Annotated in this window: 20 protein-coding genes; 10 read left to right on the top strand and 10 right to left on the bottom strand. The window is 67.0% G+C overall.

Translation table 11 applies throughout. The features are described from left to right. Window positions 1-99: 99 nt before the first annotated feature. Both ACO07Z_RS07235 and ACO07Z_RS07230 read right to left on the bottom strand, forming a co-directional pair. Window positions 100-702 (bottom strand): HutD family protein, encoded by a 603-nt coding sequence (locus ACO07Z_RS07235; protein ID WP_421698088.1) that lies wholly within the window; start codon window positions 700-702, stop codon window positions 100-102. Window positions 703-808: 106 nt separating this feature from the next. Then, entirely contained in the window at window positions 809-1,753 is a 945-nt protein-coding gene (locus ACO07Z_RS07230; protein WP_421698087.1) for a LysR family transcriptional regulator, read from the bottom strand. 89 nt (window positions 1,754-1,842) lie between these two features. On the opposite strand from ACO07Z_RS07230, the gene ACO07Z_RS07225 reads away from it, so the two are divergent. From ACO07Z_RS07225 to ACO07Z_RS07195, 7 genes are all read left to right on the top strand, one after another. Beyond that, a complete protein-coding gene (locus ACO07Z_RS07225; RefSeq protein WP_421698086.1) occupies window positions 1,843-3,294 on the top strand; it encodes a 4-hydroxyphenylacetate 3-hydroxylase family protein in 1,452 nt (483 codons plus the stop codon). Between the two features lie 12 nt (window positions 3,295-3,306). Continuing rightward, on the top strand, window positions 3,307-3,798 hold the full coding sequence (locus tag ACO07Z_RS07220; protein WP_421698085.1) for a flavin reductase family protein: 492 nt from the start codon (window positions 3,307-3,309) through the stop codon (window positions 3,796-3,798). Between the two features lie 43 nt (window positions 3,799-3,841). Next, entirely contained in the window at window positions 3,842-4,264 is a 423-nt protein-coding gene (locus ACO07Z_RS07215; protein WP_421698084.1) for a RidA family protein, read from the top strand. Between the two features lie 10 nt (window positions 4,265-4,274). Then, window positions 4,275-4,949 carry a DUF1028 domain-containing protein gene (locus tag ACO07Z_RS07210; RefSeq protein ID WP_421698083.1) on the top strand — a complete coding sequence of 225 codons (675 nt, stop codon included), beginning with the start codon at window positions 4,275-4,277 and terminating at the stop codon, window positions 4,947-4,949. Window positions 4,950-5,142: 193 nt separating this feature from the next. After that, window positions 5,143-5,568 (top strand): GlcG/HbpS family heme-binding protein, encoded by a 426-nt coding sequence (locus tag ACO07Z_RS07205; protein WP_421698082.1) that lies wholly within the window; start codon window positions 5,143-5,145, stop codon window positions 5,566-5,568. Then, window positions 5,565-6,191: a glutathione S-transferase family protein gene (locus ACO07Z_RS07200; RefSeq protein ID WP_421698081.1), complete on the top strand. Its 627-nt coding sequence runs from the start codon at window positions 5,565-5,567 to the stop codon at window positions 6,189-6,191. Before ACO07Z_RS07205 ends, ACO07Z_RS07200 begins: the two co-directional genes overlap by 4 nt. A 17-nt stretch (window positions 6,192-6,208) precedes the next feature. Next, complete coding sequence (locus tag ACO07Z_RS07195) at window positions 6,209-6,670, top strand: type II 3-dehydroquinate dehydratase (protein ID WP_421698080.1); 462 nt, start codon at window positions 6,209-6,211, stop codon at window positions 6,668-6,670. A 25-nt stretch (window positions 6,671-6,695) separates the two neighbouring features. Here the strand turns inward: ACO07Z_RS07195 and ACO07Z_RS07190 are convergent, their stop codons facing one another. Continuing rightward, complete coding sequence (locus ACO07Z_RS07190) at window positions 6,696-7,727, bottom strand: biotin-dependent carboxyltransferase family protein (RefSeq protein WP_421698079.1); 1,032 nt, start codon at window positions 7,725-7,727, stop codon at window positions 6,696-6,698. Next, window positions 7,724-8,485, bottom strand: a complete 762-nt coding sequence (pxpB, locus tag ACO07Z_RS07185) for a 5-oxoprolinase subunit PxpB (RefSeq protein WP_421698078.1) — start codon at window positions 8,483-8,485, stop codon at window positions 7,724-7,726. Before pxpB ends, ACO07Z_RS07190 begins: the two co-directional genes overlap by 4 nt. Window positions 8,486-8,568: 83 nt before the next feature. Between pxpB and ACO07Z_RS07180 the strand changes: the two genes are divergently transcribed. Next, the gene (locus tag ACO07Z_RS07180; RefSeq protein WP_421698077.1) at window positions 8,569-9,360 is read left to right on the top strand and encodes a LamB/YcsF family protein; all 792 of its coding nucleotides are present in this window, start codon (window positions 8,569-8,571) and stop codon (window positions 9,358-9,360) included. A 94-nt stretch (window positions 9,361-9,454) separates the two neighbouring features. Here ACO07Z_RS07180 and ACO07Z_RS07175 read toward each other — a convergent pair whose 3' ends face one another. Both ACO07Z_RS07175 and ACO07Z_RS07170 read right to left on the bottom strand, forming a co-directional pair. Next, window positions 9,455-10,441 (bottom strand): TerC family protein, encoded by a 987-nt coding sequence (locus ACO07Z_RS07175; RefSeq protein ID WP_421698076.1) that lies wholly within the window; start codon window positions 10,439-10,441, stop codon window positions 9,455-9,457. A gap of 171 nt (window positions 10,442-10,612) precedes the next feature. Further along, window positions 10,613-10,849: a hypothetical protein gene (locus tag ACO07Z_RS07170; protein ID WP_421698075.1), complete on the bottom strand. Its 237-nt coding sequence runs from the start codon at window positions 10,847-10,849 to the stop codon at window positions 10,613-10,615. A 94-nt stretch (window positions 10,850-10,943) separates the two neighbouring features. On the opposite strand from ACO07Z_RS07170, the gene ACO07Z_RS07165 reads away from it, so the two are divergent. Next, window positions 10,944-11,864 carry a hydrogen peroxide-inducible genes activator gene (locus ACO07Z_RS07165; protein ID WP_421698074.1) on the top strand — a complete coding sequence of 307 codons (921 nt, stop codon included), beginning with the start codon at window positions 10,944-10,946 and terminating at the stop codon, window positions 11,862-11,864. Window positions 11,865-11,871: 7 nt separating this feature from the next. On the opposite strand, the gene ACO07Z_RS07160 is transcribed toward ACO07Z_RS07165, so the two are convergent. Genes ACO07Z_RS07160 through ACO07Z_RS07145 form a run of 4 tightly spaced genes read right to left on the bottom strand, consistent with a single transcriptional unit; the run spans window position 11,872 to window position 15,327 of the window. Further along, window positions 11,872-12,711: a metal ABC transporter permease gene (locus tag ACO07Z_RS07160; RefSeq protein ID WP_421698073.1), complete on the bottom strand. Its 840-nt coding sequence runs from the start codon at window positions 12,709-12,711 to the stop codon at window positions 11,872-11,874. Further along, window positions 12,708-13,574: a metal ABC transporter permease gene (locus ACO07Z_RS07155; RefSeq protein ID WP_421698072.1), complete on the bottom strand. Its 867-nt coding sequence runs from the start codon at window positions 13,572-13,574 to the stop codon at window positions 12,708-12,710. Before ACO07Z_RS07155 ends, ACO07Z_RS07160 begins: the two co-directional genes overlap by 4 nt. Then, window positions 13,571-14,461 carry a manganese/iron ABC transporter ATP-binding protein gene (locus ACO07Z_RS07150; protein WP_421698071.1) on the bottom strand — a complete coding sequence of 297 codons (891 nt, stop codon included), beginning with the start codon at window positions 14,459-14,461 and terminating at the stop codon, window positions 13,571-13,573. The genes ACO07Z_RS07155 and ACO07Z_RS07150 overlap by 4 nt, the downstream gene beginning before the upstream one ends. Further along, window positions 14,458-15,327, bottom strand: a complete 870-nt coding sequence (locus ACO07Z_RS07145) for a metal ABC transporter substrate-binding protein (RefSeq protein WP_421700773.1) — start codon at window positions 15,325-15,327, stop codon at window positions 14,458-14,460. Before ACO07Z_RS07145 ends, ACO07Z_RS07150 begins: the two co-directional genes overlap by 4 nt. A 339-nt stretch (window positions 15,328-15,666) precedes the next feature. Here ACO07Z_RS07145 and ACO07Z_RS07140 point away from each other — a divergent pair, with 339 nt between their 5' ends. Next, window positions 15,667-15,930, top strand: a complete 264-nt coding sequence (locus tag ACO07Z_RS07140; RefSeq protein ID WP_421698070.1) for a DUF2188 domain-containing protein — start codon at window positions 15,667-15,669, stop codon at window positions 15,928-15,930. Window positions 15,931-15,969: the final 39 nt, after the last annotated feature.

Here is a 15,969-nt window from a genome sequence, read left to right as displayed (position 1 = left end):
CCGTCTCCGAAGGTCTTGTTGTTTTTCCTGTCAGGAAATGTTGCGCTGCGGCGCTTGGATCGAAAAATACTTTTACCTGTTACATAACATAGGCAAAAACTATGCAGCTTCGCCCCGCGCCCCGGTCGGGGTGAGGAAGGCGACCACCGCCTCGCCGCTCGGCTCGCCGCTGACGCGCAAGGTCTGCGCCTCCCGCGCCAGCAGGGTCTCGCCCGGCCGCACCAGCACCGCGCCGGCGGCGTCGCCTACCTGCCAGGTCCCTGTGACCGCATAGAGCATCACCATCCCGCCCTCGGGCGGGGCGAGCAGCGGACCGTTGCCGGCGGTGGCCGGCATCACCTGCGCATGCCAGCGCCCACGCCGCGTCATCACATTCAGCACCTCGGCCGGCCCCTCGGCCAGCAGCGAGCGCGGCTGCAGCGCGCTGTCGAAATAGAACGGCTCCAGCCGCGCCAGCGTCCGCGTCTCCTGCGCGAAGGCGAGGGCGAGCGGGTTGGTGCTCAGCCGGGTGATGTGGCGGTCAATGCCGGGAAAGGCGGAGAACGGCCCTTCCTCGACGATCGGCGCCCGGCTGATGCGCACATCGAAATCCGCATGCGCCGCGCCCTCGGGCAGCAGCAGCACGTCTTCGGTGATGCCGCCGCCATTCTTCCACGGCACGCGCCGGTACTCCGACGGTCCGATCACCCGCAACGCGCCCATGCCTCGCCCCTCCACTCGTCGCCTCAAGCTCTAGAGAGCCGTCGGCCCCGGAAGCAATCGGCGCGGGAAACAGTTTGCGGATGCATTGGATAGGCCCGGCCTATGGCTAGCGCACCGTGGCGCGCGGCGAGAGCGTGCCGGGGGCGAAGATGCCGCCGGGCGCGAACGCGCTCTTCAGATGCCGGGCGAACACTTCGACCGCCGGGCGCGGCGTCTGCCGGCGCAGGCGCAGGCTCACCAGCCGCACGGGGGGAAGGCGGTCGGTCAGCGGCACCGAGGCGACGCGTCCGCCATCATGGGTGATCTGCGTGCGCGGCAGCACGTTCTGGATGGTGTAGCCGCGCCCATGGCCGACCAGGCCGCGCGTCAGTTCATAGGCCCGCGAGCGGAAGGCGATCTGCGGCTCCACGCCCACGGCGTGGAACAGGCCCATGAAATAGTCGCGCGAATGCGGCAGGTCGAGCAGGATGAACGGCTCGTCGCGCAGATCGGCAAGGCTGATCCGCTCGCGCTGCGCCAGCGGATGGTCCGGGTGCAGCACCGCATAGGGCGGCAATTCGGCCAAGGGCTCGGCCATCACCTCCTCCGGTCGGGCGAATTCATAGGACAGCGCCATTTCGGTGCGGCCGGAAATCACCGCGTCGAGGATCAGTTGCTGGTCGCCCTCGTCGAGGCTCACCGTGATGCCGGGATGGGAGCCGGCGAAGGTCGAGAGCAGGCCGGGCATGAAATGGGTGGCGATGGTCCAGAAGCAGCCCACCGCGATCTCGCCGCGCACCTCGTCGGCCATGGCGCGGGCGTTCTGGCCGAAATCGCGCGCATGGTTCAGCAGGAGGCGCGCCTCGTTGATGATGCGGGTGCCGGCGATGGTGGTCGTCACGCCTTTTGCATGGTGGCGCACGAACACCTGCACGCCGTACTCCGCCTCGAACTGGGCGATGGCCGCCGAGATCGAGGGCTGCGAGACGTTCAGATGCCGCGCCGCCTCGGTGAGATTGCCGAAATCGGCCGTGGCCACGACGTAGCGCAGCGCGCGCAGCGAGATGTTCATCAGATTTTTCTATGCCGAGGAATGAATCAAAATATTTTACCGATCTACGGGCCCAACGCAATATTTCCTCACAGGAAAAGGATGCTTCAATGATCCGCACAGGGCAGGACTATCGGCAGGGTCTCCAGGACGGCCGCGAAATCTGGATGGACGGCGAGCGGGTGAAGGATGTCACCACCCATCCCGCCTTCAAGCCGATCGTCGATGTGCGCGCCCGCATGTACGACATGGCGCATGAGGCGGCCTATCAGGACCGCCTCACCTATGTCGAGGAGAACAAGCGCAACACCATCTTCTACAAGCCGCCGCGCGAGACCAAGGACTGGACCGACAAGGTCGAGGCGGTCGATCTCGTGATGAAGGACATTGGCGGCGTCGTCACCCGCGTCGGCGACGAGACCATCGGCGAAGTCTGGTCGCTCATCGACGGCCGCGACGTGCTGGCCGAATACGACCCGCGCTTTGCCGACAATGTCGACAAGCATGTGCAGAACATCTTCGACAACGACATCTTCCACATCTCCGCCAACACCGATCCCAAGGGCGACCGCTCCCTGCCGCCGCAGGAGCAGGACCCGGACATGATGGTGCATGTGGTCAAGGAGACCGATGCCGGCATCGTCATTCGCGGCGCGAAGTACGAGACCGCCGCCGCCTATGCCGACCAGGCCTTCCTCAAGCCCACCGTCGGCGCCTGGACCAACGAGACGCTGTCGGACTACGCCGTGGGCGGCATCATCTCGATGAGCGCGCCGGGGGTGAAGCAGATCTGCCGCTCCTCCTTCGCCGGCCGCACCAACCCGCAGGATTACCCGCTGGCCAACAAGTTCGACGAGGTCGAATCCCTCGTCATCTTCGACAATGTGCTGATCCCGTGGGAGAACGTGTTCTTCTACCGCCACACCAAGGCGGCGCAGTACATCCGCGCCACGCTGCATCGCTACTCGGCGTTTCCTTACGTCCATCGCCTGCTCTATGTCGCCGACATGATGATCGGCGCGGCGATGTGGAACGCCAAGCAGACCGGCCTCGACAAGCTGCAATCGGTGCGTGAGAAGCTGGCCGACCTCGTTTGCTACCGCGAGGGCATCAACGCCCATCTCACCGCCTCCATCGCGCTGGCTGAGAAGAGCCCCGGCGGGCTGCTCATGCCCAACCAGTCGCTGCTCTATGCCGGCCGCGTGCATGGCTGTTCCAACCTGCCGGCGATGATGCACATCGCCCGCGAATTGTGCGGCGGGCAGATCTGCGTCACCCCCAACGCCGCCGCCTTCCACAATGCCGGCTCGGGCGACTGGCTGAAGAAGTTCTACACGCTGAACAAGCAGTGGGAGGCGGAAGACCGCCGCAAGCTGCTGGCCTTCGCCCGCGACCTGCTCAACTCCGACTATGCCGGCCACCGACTGACCTTCGTGCAGTTCGCGCAGGCCCCGCACTTCAATCATCTGAACGCCGTCTACAACGCCTTCGACTTCTCCGGCCCGCTGGATTTCGTCCGCAAGGCCGCCGGGCTGTCGGACAAGGTGACCGGCAAAAACTGAGGAGCGACACCGATGCACGCCATCGACTCCGCCGCCTTCCGCCACGCCATGGGCCGCACCGCTGCGGGCGTGACCGTGGTGACGAGCGACGGGGCGCATGGCCGCGTCGGCGTCACCGTCTCCAGCCTGTCCTCTCTGTCGCTGGAGCCGCCCTCGGTGCTGTTCTGCCTGCACCGGGACAGCCGCTGCCTGCCGGTGCTGCTCGCCAATGGCGTGTTCGCCGCCAACATCCTCGCCCAGGGCCAGCAGCGCGTGGCGGACTCATTCGCCGGGCTGGTGCCGGAACTGCGCGAGGACCGGTTCGGCGCTGGCGAATGGGACGGCCTCGCCACCGGCGCGCCGCTGCTGCGCGGCGCGCTCTGCCGCTTCGACTGCCGGCTGGCCAATGTGTTCGAGCATGGCACTCACCGCATCGTCGCCGGTAACGTGGTGGCGATGGAAACCCATGCCGAACACCCGCTGGTCTATTCCAACCGAAGCTACCGCCGGCTTGAGGTCGCGTGAGCGCCGCTTTCCGTCCCGTCCCTCCCCAGCAAAGAGCCCCTTCATGCCGACGCATAAGCGCATCCGCCCTTTCAACACCAAGCAGACCTATCCCGAGCAGAAGCTGAACAACGACCTCTCGCAGGGGGTGGTGGCGCGGGGGACCATGGTGTTCCTGCGCGGGCAGGTGGCGCAGGACCTCGACACGCGCGAGAGCCTGCATGTCGGCGATGCCGGCGCGCAGACCGCCAAGGCCATGGCCAACATCAAGATGCTGCTGGAAGAGGCGGGCAGCGAGATGAGCCATATCTGCCGCATCGTCGTCTATCTCACCGATATCCGCTACCGCGAGGCGGTGTATCAGGAGATGGGCAAGTGGATGGAGGGGGTGTTCCCCTGTTCCACCGGCCTCGTCGTGCCGGCGCTGGCGCGGCCGGAATGGCTTGTCGAAATCGAGGTTACCGCCGTCATTCCCGACGCGGCGTGAGGGCGCGCTTATGACCTTCTCCATTTCCGCCCGCTGCCCGCGCACCGGGCAGTTCGGCATCGCGGTGTCTTCTTCCTCCCCGGCGGTGGCGGCGCGCTGCGCCCATGCGCGCGCCGGCGTCGGCGCCGTGGCGACGCAGAACATCACCGACCCGACGCTGGGGCCGAAGGGGCTGGACCTGATGGCCTCCGGCCTTTCGGCGCCGGAAGCGCTGGCGCGGCTGAAGGCGGAGGGGGCGCATATCGACTACCGGCAGATCGCCCTTGTGGACGCCAAGGGCCGCACCGCCGGCTTTTCCGGCGCGAGGACGCTCGGCACCCACCACATCGCCGAGGGCGAAGGCGTGGTCGCCGCTGGCAACCTCCTCTCCTCGCCGCATGTGCCGCAGGCGATGGTCGATGCCTTCACCGCCGCCTCGGGACCCCTCGGCGACCGGCTGGTCGCTGCCATGAAGGCGGCGCTGGCGGCCGGCGGCGAGGAGGGGCCGGTGCATTCGGTGGGCATGCTGATCGTCGACACGGTGGCGTGGCCGGTGGCGGACCTCCGCGTCGACTGGCACGCGAGCGACCCCATCGGCGCGCTGGCCGAACTGTGGGAACTGTGGAAGCCGCAGATGGAGGCCTATGTCACCCGCGCGCTCGACCCCTCCACCGCGCCGTCCTATGGCGTGCCGGGGGATGAGTGAGGGCAGGGAGCCGCCTGCGTGCTTCGAGGCGCGCGTGCGCGCGCACCTCAGCATGACGATTGTTGTTCAGCATCTTACCAAAGCGCGGCCTCGTCATGCTGAGGAGCGGGGCGTCGCCCCGCGTCTCGAAGCACGCAGCCGACCACCGCGGTTCCTCTCCGTCCGCCCCCTCACGCCACCCAAGCGAGGCCCCATGTCCGTCACCCGACCGGCCCTGAAGCTCACCCATGAGGGGGCGCTGAAAATGCTCGCCGCCGCCGTCGCCAAGGCGAGCGCGATGGGCGTGCCGCAGAACGTCAACATCGTCGACGAGGGCGGCAACCTCCTCGCCTTTGTGCGCATGGACGGCGCCAAGCTGCTCTCGCGCGAGACCTCGCTGTCCAAGGCGATCACCGCCGCCTCGCACCGCCAGCCGAGCTCCCGGCTGAACCCGGCCGACGAGATCAAGCTCTCGCTCGCCGCCGGCCAGCGCCTGACCAATCTGGAAGGCGGGCTGCCCATCGTCATCGACGGCGTCTGCGTCGGCGGCATCGGGGTGGGCTCGGGCAAGGGGGCGGAGGATGTCGAAGTGGCGCGCGCCGCGCTCAAAGCCATCGGCGCGGAGGACCAGATCCCGTGAAGCTGCTCCACGCCCCCACATCCCCCTTCGTGCGCAAGGTCATGGTGGTCGCGCTGGAGACCGGCCTCGCCGACCGCATCGAGATCGTCTTCAACGCCGCCAGCCCCCTCCAGCGCGACCCGGCGCTGACGAGCCTCAACCCGCTGGGCAAAATCCCGGCGCTGGTGCTGGACGACGGCACGGTGCTCTATGACAGCGCCGTCATCTGCGAATATCTCGCCGACCTCGCCGGCGACAGCGCGATCTTCCCCACCGGTCCGGCGCGCTGGCCGGCACTCACCCTGCAGGCGCTCGGCGACGGCCTGCTCGATGCCGCCGTCGGCAATCGCTATGAGACGGTAATGCGGCCGGAGGCGCTGCGCTGGCCGGAATGGTCGCAGGCGCAGATGGCGAAGATATCGGGCGCGCTCGATGCGATCGAGCAGTCTGTCCACACCGGCCTCGTCGGACACACTGTCCACCACATCGGCCTCATCAGCCTCGGCTGCGCGCTTGGTTATCTCGACTTCCGCTATGCGAATTTGCAATGGAGGGAGGGGCGTCCGGCGGCGGCGGCATGGTTCGCCGGCTTCGATGCGCGCCCCGCCATGGCGGCCACCCGCCCGCGCGAGCGCACGGCCTGATTTTTCCTGAAAAGGCGTTGACTATCATGAGCTTGCCGCCCGTCCGCCTGTTCGTCCTCAACGGCGCCAACACCAATCTCTACGGCCTCGACCCTACCGGCCCCTATGGCGCGCTGACGCTGGACGACATCGCCGACGATTGCCGCGCGCGGGCGCAAGTCCTTGGCGCAACAGTGGATTTCCGCCAGTCCAACCATGAGGGCGTGCTGGTCGACTGGATCCAGGAGGCGCGCATGGCAGCGGATGGCATCGTCATCAATGCCGGCAGCCTCTCCTACACCTCCATCGCCCTGCTCGACGCCCTGTCAGCCGTGAAAAGGCCGACTTTTCAAGTACATGTGAGCAATGTGTTCACGCGCGAACCCTTCCGCCATCATGCCCCGCTGGCGGCGGCGGTAACGGGGTGCATTATCGGCCTCGGCCCGCGCGGCTATGGCGTCGCCGTGGAAGCGCTGATCGCGCATATCCGACAGACATAAACCCTTTTCAGAACTGGGGTTTTCCCTAAAGTCCGCTGACGACGCCGGAGATCAGATTGGCGCCATGGAGCGCCGCAAGATCGAGGCCGGCTCCCTCGCGTACCGGCGTCATAGAGGCAATCAGCTGTTGCAGCTCCACCTCCGCCGCCCGCCGCGCCGGTTCGGCTTCAGCGACGCTCACCGCCGTGAAGCGCAGGGTCGCCCCCGGCAGCAATCGGCCGGCGCGCGGCAGGTCGGCAGAGATGACGGTGGCAATTTTCGCATATCCACCAATGGTTTGGTGGTCGGCCAGCAGCAGGATCGGCAGGCCCGAGCCCGGCACCTGAACGGCGCCGGTGACGATGCCGTCCGAGACGATATCGGCACCGCCACGGAACGTCAGCGGCGTCCCGTCGAGCCGCATTCCCATGCGGTCCGCCTCGCGCGAGACACGGTAGGGAGTATGGAAGAAGGCTTCCAGCGCCGCCTCGGTGAAGGCGTCCGCCTGCGGGCCCGGCACGGCGCGCAGCGTCACGTCGCCGTCGTTGAGGGGTGGGGAGGGCAGGACAAGGCAGGGACCCAAGTCGTTGACATTGCTTAGGTTCAGCCGGTCGCCCGCCGCCAGCGCACGCCCTTGATGGCCACCAAATCCGCCCTTCAGATCGGTTGACCGCGACCCAAGGACAGGCGGAACGTCGATCCCGCCGGCAAAGGCGAGCACCGCGCAGCCCGATCCGGCAAGCGCGCCGATCCGCACCCGCGCGCCCTCCGGCACATCGACTGCCCGCCACGCGCCGTAGCGCTGCGTTTCGCCGCCGATACTCACCTCGATATTCGCCCGCGCCCCCGCGAGCGCCATCCGCAGTGGCGCACCGGAGACCTCAAACGCCGGGCCGAGCAGGCGAATTTCCAGCGCCGCCGCCCCGGCCGCATTGCCCACCAGCGCATTGGCGAGCCGCAACGCCATGCCGTCCAGCGTGCCGCAGACCGGCACGCCATAGGCCTGGAAGCCGACGCGGCCGAGGTCCTGCACCGTGCTCTGCAGGCCGGGCTGGAGGATGCGCAGGTGGCGGGTCACGTGGAAAGCCCTTCGGTGTCAGGGATATAGCTCCCCCGCGCCACCGCTTCGGCGATGGCGGCATGGGCGTCGGCGTCCACCGGTACGAACCGCACCCCATCGCCCGGCGCGAACAGGGTTGGCGGCGCCTTGCCGGGGTCGAAGAAGCGCAGGGGGGTGTGGCCGATGAGATGCCAGCCGCCCGGCGATTCCACGGGGTAGATGCCCGTCATGCGCTGGGCGATGGCGACCGAGCCCGCCGGCACCCGCACGCGCGGATTCGTTCGCCGCGGCATGTCGAGCGAAGCGGGCAGGTCACCGAGATAGGCGAAGCCGGGCAGGAAGCCCTGCGCGTAGACCCGGTAGAGCGCGCCGGCATGGAGGGCGATCACTTCCGCCTCGCTCACCCCTGTCGTCGCCGCGACCTCGGCGAGGTCCGCCCCGCCCACGCCGCCATAGAGGACGGGCACCTGCCAGATGCGGCCGGGGCCGGCGGTTAGCGCCTCGTCTAGCTCAAGCTGGCCAATAAGCTCTTGCAAAGTCTGCGCATTTGTCGTGAGCGGGTCGTAATGGACGAGCAGCGAGCGGAAGCTGGGCACGGTCTCCACCAGCCCTACCGGCGGAGTGGCGGCCAAAAGCGCGGCGGTGCGGTGGACGAGGGCGTTGATCGCGGGGTCGATACGCTCCCCGAACTCGACCGCGAAGGCGGTGTCGCCGGCCGGCAGGAAACGCGCCCGCGCGCCCAGGCGCCGCGCCGTCGTCGCCGTGTCGTCCCCCATCCCCGCCTCCGCCGCGTTCCGCCCTGAAAGGCTCTGTCGTATAAGGAGTTCAACGTGCCGACATCAGCCCTGTGGGAGCTTCCGTGGCAAAACGCATCAACATCAATGCCGACCTCGGCGAGGGCTATGGGCATTACGCGATCGGCAATGACGACGCGATCCTTGATATCGTCAAGAGCGTGAATGTCGCCTGCGGCTTTCATGGCGGCGATGCAAGCATCATGCGCGAAGTGTGCCTGAAGGCGAAGGCGAATGGCGTCTCCGTGGGCGCGCATCCCGGCTTCAACGATCTCTGGGGCTTCGGACGCCGGCAGATTCGTATGAGTGCAGACGATCTCGAATATCTCGTCGCCTATCAGCTCGGCGCCTTGGCCGGCATGGCCGCCTATGCGGGGGTGAAGGTCACGCATGTGAAGCCGCATGGCGCGCTCAACAATATGTGCGCGGTGGAGCGCGACTATGCGCGCGCGGTCGCCCGCGCCATCAAGGTGGTTGATCCCTCGCTTTATTATCTCGCTTTGTCCGGCACGGAGATGGAGCGGGCGGCGGTCGATCTCGGCGTACCGCTGGCGCGGGAGGCCTTCATCGACCGGCTCTATGAGGATGATGGCAATCTGCGCGCGCGCGCCCATGCGGACGCAATGATCCGCGATCCCGCCGTCGCGGCGGCGCGTGCCATGCGCATGGTGCTGGAAGGCGAGATCGTCTCGGTGAACGGCCGGCGCATGCCGACCCGGTTCGATTCACTGTGCCTGCATGGCGACGAGCCGTCCGCTCTCGCAGTGGCGGCGGCCTGCTGCGACGCCTTGCGCGCCGCCGGCGTGGAACTGGTCACGCTGCCGGAGATGATGCAGGCCGGGGGAGCGCAGGAATGAAACGCATGGGCCGGGCGCGGCGCCGTTGTGCGGCTTCCGGCCCAGCCCCTCGAGGCGTCAGGAAAGGCCGGCGCGTGAGCGCCGGCCTCCCCGGTCAGTGCGCGCCAAGCGCGTTCTTGCGGGTCTTCCACAGCGAGAAGACGATGCCGCCGGCAATCATCGCCACCGTGACGCCGAGCGAGATCGCCGGGTCGAGCTTGCCGTAATAGTAGTTCCAGAAGATCTTGCCGCCGATGAACACCAGCACGAGCGCCAGGGCGTATTTCAGATACTCGAAGCGGTGAACCATGGCGGCCAGGGCGAAGTAGAGAGCGCGCAGGCCGAGGATCGCCATGATGTTGGCGGTGAAGACGATGTAGGTGTCGGTGGTGATGGCGAAGATCGCCGGCACCGAGTCGACCGCGAAGATCAGGTCGGCGATGTTGATCACCACCAGCGCCAGGAACAGCGGCGTCACCCACAGCACCATCTTGCCCGTCAGCGGGTGCGGCTGGCGCACGATGAAGCGCTGGCCGTGCAGCTGCGGGGTCACGCGCAGCACGCGGGAGAGCAGGCGCACCAGCGGGTTCTTGGAGATGTCCTGTTCGCCCTCCTTGACGATCAGCATCTTGATGCCGGTGCCGATGAGGAACGCGCCGAACAGCAGCAGCACCCAGTCATATTCCTGCACCAGCGCCGCGCCGACGCCGATCATCAGTCCACGCAGCACAAGTACCGCAATGATACCCCAGACGAGGGCGCGGTACTGGTAGATGCGGGGGATTGCGAAGTAGCTGAAGATCAGCGAGATGACGAAGACATTGTCGATCGACAGCGCCTTCTCGATCGCATAGCCGGTGAAATAATGCATGCTGGCGTCGGCGCCGCGCGAGTACCACACCCAGCCGCCGAACAGGACAGCGACGGCGATATAGAACAGCGAGAGCCTGAGGCTTTCGGCAATGCCCAGTTCCTTCTCGCCCTTGTTCAGCACGCCGAGATCGAAGGCGAGCAGGACGAAGACGACGGCGAGAAAGCTCAGCCAGAGCCAGGCGGGCGTGCCGACAATGTCGGCGGTGATTAGCGCAACCAATGTGTCCATGGGGTCCTCGGTTCAGGCTCCACGGCGCGCGACGGCACGCCGGGCTGCGGCGCCCCGGAGGGCGACGCAGCCCGTTCGTGCGGACATGCGGGGAGCATGGGTGGAATGAGGGCCGACATGGCGGCGGTGCCGTCAGAGGGACCCGGACCTCAGTTGGGCGAAAGGGGAAGGTCAGCGCAGGCGCGGCAGGGCCAGATCGGTGAACCGCCCGGGGCGGCGCGTGGCCCGCACTTCGACCCTCTCGCGCCCTTCGCGGCGCAGATAGTCGATCTGGGCGAGAATCTGGCGCTTGATGCGCTTCAGCGCCATCAGCCGTTCGCCATCCGGCTGCTCGCGGCGGCGTTCGGCCGCGAGTTCGACATCGAGCAACTGGCTCCGGGTCGTCAACGACTTGAGGAACTGGTCCACGTCAACCTCCTTTCAACGGGGAGAAGATGGCGTGGACGCGATCATAGTTCCAATGCATAATTTCAATAGTATCGATAGTCAGGAGCTATGAGGCTTGGCCTTCCGTCCCACCCATCGCCAGCTGGAATATGCCGTGGCCCTCGCGGAGACCGGTCATTTCGGCGCGGCGGCGCGGCGCTGCCATGTCTCGCAACCCACGCTTTCGGTGCAAATCGCCCAGCTGGAAGCGCAGCTCGGCACCCCGCTGTTCGATCGCACGCCCGGCCGGGTGCAGCCCACCGCCATCGGGACGCGGGTGATCGAGGCAGCGCGCTCCGTGCTGCTGACGCTGGACGACATCGTGGCGGTGGCGGCGAGCGGGGCGCGCAATCTCGGCGGGCTGATCCGGCTCGGCGTGGCACCGACCTTCGGTCCCTATTTCCTGCCGCATCTGCTGTCCCCCCTGCACGCCCGTTTCCCCTCGCTGCAGATCTACATCAAGGAGGAGCGCCCGGTGGCGATCCTGCGCGAAGTGGTGTCGGGGGCGCTCGATTGCGGCCTCGGGCCGGCGCCGGATTCCGGCCACGCCGTCACCTTCCGCCTTCTATGCCGCGAGAGCATTTTTCTCGGCGTGCCGAAGGACCATCCGCTCGCCGCGCTCGGCCATGTCGATCCGCAGGCGCTGCGCGGTGAGCGGCTGCTCACCCTGGGGCGTGGGCATCATCTGTTCGAGCGCACGCGCCAGCTCGCGGCGGCCTGCGGCGCCGAGATGCGGGAGGATTATGAGGGCACCAGCCTCGACGCGCTGCGCCAGATGGTGCTGATGGGCATGGGCATGTCGCTGTTTCCCGAGCTTTACGCCCGCTCGGAATTTCGCATGGAGGACGACATCGCGCTGCTGACCCTTGATGGCTGGCCGGCCAGCCGGGAGATGGGCTATTTTTGGCGCGCCGGTAACGGGCGGGCGGCACAGTTCGAGGAACTGGCGCGCGAGAGCGAGGCGACCTGCGCCACGCTCGGCCTCGGTTCCCGGTGAGCCCCGCTCAGCCGGCCTCTCCCGCCTCGATCCGCCGCGTCCTCAGCGAGGCGCGCAACAGCGCGGCGATGAACACGATGCTCATCAGCAGCACGATGGTCGGGGCCGGGGCGCTGTCGAGGAAAAAGGAGAGGTAGACGCCCAGCAGCGAGGCGATCACCGCCACCGCCAGCGCCGCCGCCAGCATGGCGCCGAAGGTGCGGGTGAGCAGGAAGGCGATGGCCCCCGGTGCGATCAGCATCGCGATGGCGAGGATCAGCCCCACGGCCGTGAGCGCGCCGACAATGGTGAGCGAGATGAGGCACAGCAGGCCGTAATGCAGCCACCCGACCGGCAGCCCGACGGCGCGCGCCTGCACGGGATCGAAGGCGTGCAGCAGGAAGTCCCGCCACTTCACCGCGATCACCGCCGCCACCACGCCGGCCACCAGCGCCGTTTCGCCGATATCGCGCCAGGAAACGCCGAGCATGTCGCCGAACAGGATATGGTCGAGATGCACCTCGGACTGGATCTTCACATAGAGCACCAGCCCGACGCCGAACATGCCGGAGAACACGATGCCCATCACCGTGTCCTGCTTGATGCGGCTATTGTCCTTGAGATAGCCGGTCGCCACCGCGCAGAACATGCCGGCGGCGAAGGCGCCGAGCGCCAGCGGGAGGCCGACGATGTAGGCCAGCACCACGCCGGGAAAAACCGCGTGGGAAATGGCGTCGCCCATCAGCGACCAGCCCTTCAGCACCAGGAAGCAGGACAGCAGCGCCATCGGCACCGCCACCAGCCCGGAGATGACGAGCGCGTTGACCATGAAGTCAAACTGGAACGGCGTGAGCAGCGTCTCGATCATGCCGACGCCTCCGAGTTCATGGCTTCCGCCGCCCGCCGCCGCGCCGCCAGCATGCCGTGCTTGGGGGCGAAGACGAAAGCGGAGAGGAAAACCGCCGTCTGCAGAACCACGATGATGCCGCCGGTGGCGCCGTCGAGGAAATAGCTGGCATAGGCACCGAGAAAGCTGGTGCCGGCGCCGATGGCGACAGCGATCGCCAGCAGTCGGGGGAAACGGTCGGCCAGCAGATAGGCGGTGGCGCCGGGTGTGACGACCAGGCAGATGACGAGGAAGGCGCCCACCGTCTGCAGCGCGGCGACGGTGGACGCGGCCAGCAGGGTGAAGAACAGGATTTTCAGCGCCGTGGGCCTCAGCCCGATGGAGCGTGCATGCGCCTCGTCGAAGAACACCGCCATCAGGTCGCGCCACTTCACCAGAAGGATCGCCAGCGACAGCGTGCCGATGATCGCCAGTTGCAGCGTGTCCTCCGGCGTGATGGTGAGAATGTTGCCGAGCACGATGGTCTGGATGTTCACCGAGGTCGGCGACAGCGAGACCATGAACAGGCCGAGCGCGAAGAAGGAGGAGAAGATCAGGCCGATGATGGCGTCCTCCCGCAGCTTTGTACGCTGGTTGAGGAACAGCATCGCCGCCGCCGCCAGTCCGCCGGAGAAGAAGGCGCCGATGGCGAAGGGCAGGCCGAGCATATAGGCGCCGGCGACGCCGGGCACGATGGCATGGGACAGCGCGTCGCCGATCAGCGACCATCCCTTGAGCATGAGATAGCAGGAGAGGAAAGCGCACACCGCCCCGACAAGGGCCGAGACCCACATGGCGTTGCGCATATATTCGTAGCCGAAGGGTTCCGCCAGCAGGGCGATCACGGGGCGTTCTCCCGCGTGCGGGGGGCGCATTCGCCCTTTTCGCCGTAGAACACCAGCGGGCGCTCATCGTCGGTCAGCACGGCGAGTTGGCGGCTGTCGTCATCTGCGTGCAGCCCCGCCCCGCTCAGCACGAAATGGCGCAGCACGCCGCCGAAGGTCGTCTCCAGATTGGCCTCGGTGAAGGTCTCGGCCGTCGGGCCATAGGCGAGCACGGTGCCCTTCACCAGCACGGTGCGGTCACAGAACTCCGGCACACTGCCGAGATTATGGGTCGAGACCAGCATCACCCGCCCCTCGTCGCGCAGCGCGCGCAAGAGAGCGATGATCGCCTCCTCGGTCTTCACGTCGACGCCGGTGAAGGGTTCGTCGAGCAGGATCACCTTCGCGTCCTGCGCCAGCGCGCGGGCGAGGAAGACGCGCTTCTTCTGGCCGCCGGAGAGTTCGCCGATCTGCCGCTTGCGGAATTCGCTCATGTTGACGCGAGCCAGCGCGTCGGTGACCGCCGCCCGGTCGGCGGCGCGAGGAATGCGCAGGAAGCCCATATGGCCGTAGCGGCCCATCATCACCACGTCTTCCACCAGCACGGGGAAATTCCAGTCCACCTCCTCGCTCTGCGGCACATAGGCGACGAGATTGCGCTTCAGCGCTTCGGCCACGCTGGCGCCGAGAATGCGGATCTCGCCCGAGGCGAGGCGCACGAAGCCCATGATTGCCTTGAACAGGGTCGACTTGCCCGAGCCGTTCACTCCCACCAGCGCGGTAATGGTGCCGGTGGGGATGGTGAAGCTGGCGTCGCGCAGGGCGGTGTGGCCGTTGCGATAGGTCACCGAGACGTGGCGGACGGCGAGGCCCTCGGCGGTGGGGGGAGGGTTGAGCGGGGCGTTCATTGCGAAAGCCCCTTGGCGAGGCCCTTTTCCAGCGTGCCCGTGGTGACGGTGAGCAGGTCGATATAAGTCGGCACCGGCCCGTCCGCCTCGCTTAGCGAGTCGACGTAGAGCACGCCGCCATAGAGCGCGCCGGTCTCTCGCGCCACCTGCTGCGCCGGCTTGTCGGAAACGGTGCTTTCGCTGAACACGGCCGGAATCTTGTTGGCCCGCACCGCGTCGATCACCTTGCGCACCTGCTGCGGCGTGCCCTGCTGGTCGGCGTTGATCGGCCAGAGATAAAGCTCCTTCAGCCCGAAATCGCGCGCGAGATAGGAAAAGGCCCCCTCGCTCGACACCAGCCAGCGCTTGTCGGCGGGAATGGCGTCGAGCTCGGCGCGGATCGGCGCGACGGCGGCCTCGATCTTCGCTTTGTAGGCGCTCGCATTGGCCGCATAGATCGCAGCGTTTGCGGGGTCGTATTTCATGAAGGCGTCGCGGATATTGTCGACATAGATCAGCGCATTGGCGGGCGACATCCAGGCATGGGGGTTCGGCTTGCCGCTATAGGGCCCCTGCGAGATGCTGATCGGATCGACGCCGGCGGAGACGACGACGCTCGGCACATCCTTGAGATTGCGGAAGAACTTCTCGAACCAGAGTTCGAGGTTCAGCCCGTTCCAGAGGATCAGCTGGGCGCCCTGCGCCCGCTGTATGTCGCCGGGGGTGGGGGCGTAGTTATGAATCTCGGCGCCCGGCTTGGTGATCGATTCCACCACCGCCGCGTCGCCGGCCACGTTACGCGCCATGTCGGCGATGACGGTGAAGGTGGTCACAGCCTTGAATTTCGGCGCCGCCGGCGCGCTTTCCTGCGCCGCGAGGCCGGTCATGCCGGAGGCAACGATACCGGCCGCCGCCAGGCTCCGCAGAACCGCCCGTCTCGACCCGTGCCACATGCCCGTCTCCTCTTGCGAATGAGTTGCAAAATCATATTAGGGCGCGCATCAGGATTTGCAACTGCGAACGAGTTGCAGAAAGGCGGGCCCGACGGAGAAGGGCACCAGGATCGCGGCAGTGTGATTTCCGGCAACAGGTTCCGCTTTCATGATCGCAGCGAGCCACATCATCGTTTGAAGTGGCACGATTGGCGGGCCCCTTTCGAGGCATGAAGGTCTGGACTGCCGGAACCGCGTGCCCGGCTGCTCGGTTAGTTCGCGGGAGGATCATCCATGAGCCACATTCGCTACGAGATCGTCGAGCATGACGGGGGCTGGGCCTACAAGCTCGGCGATGTCTTCTCGGAAACCCATCCCACCCATGACTCGGCCCTCGCCGCCGCCCGCGAGGCGGCGGCGCGCCAGTCGATTTCCGGCGAAACCCGGCCCATCGCCTATCAGGACCGCAGCGGGCGCTGGCATGAGGAAGTGGCGCAGGGTGGCGACCGCCCGGAAGTGGAGGTCGACGATACCGCCAAGGATTCCCCGCGCGTCTGAGCCGTGATTGGAGGGCGGCTCCGCCGTTCGGCTTCCGGC

Origin of the sequence: Ancylobacter sp. (assembly GCF_965229075.1) — a bacterium.
GTDB lineage: Bacteria > Pseudomonadota > Alphaproteobacteria > Rhizobiales > Xanthobacteraceae > Ancylobacter.
This window is presented reverse-complemented; position numbering and strand designations above follow the sequence as displayed.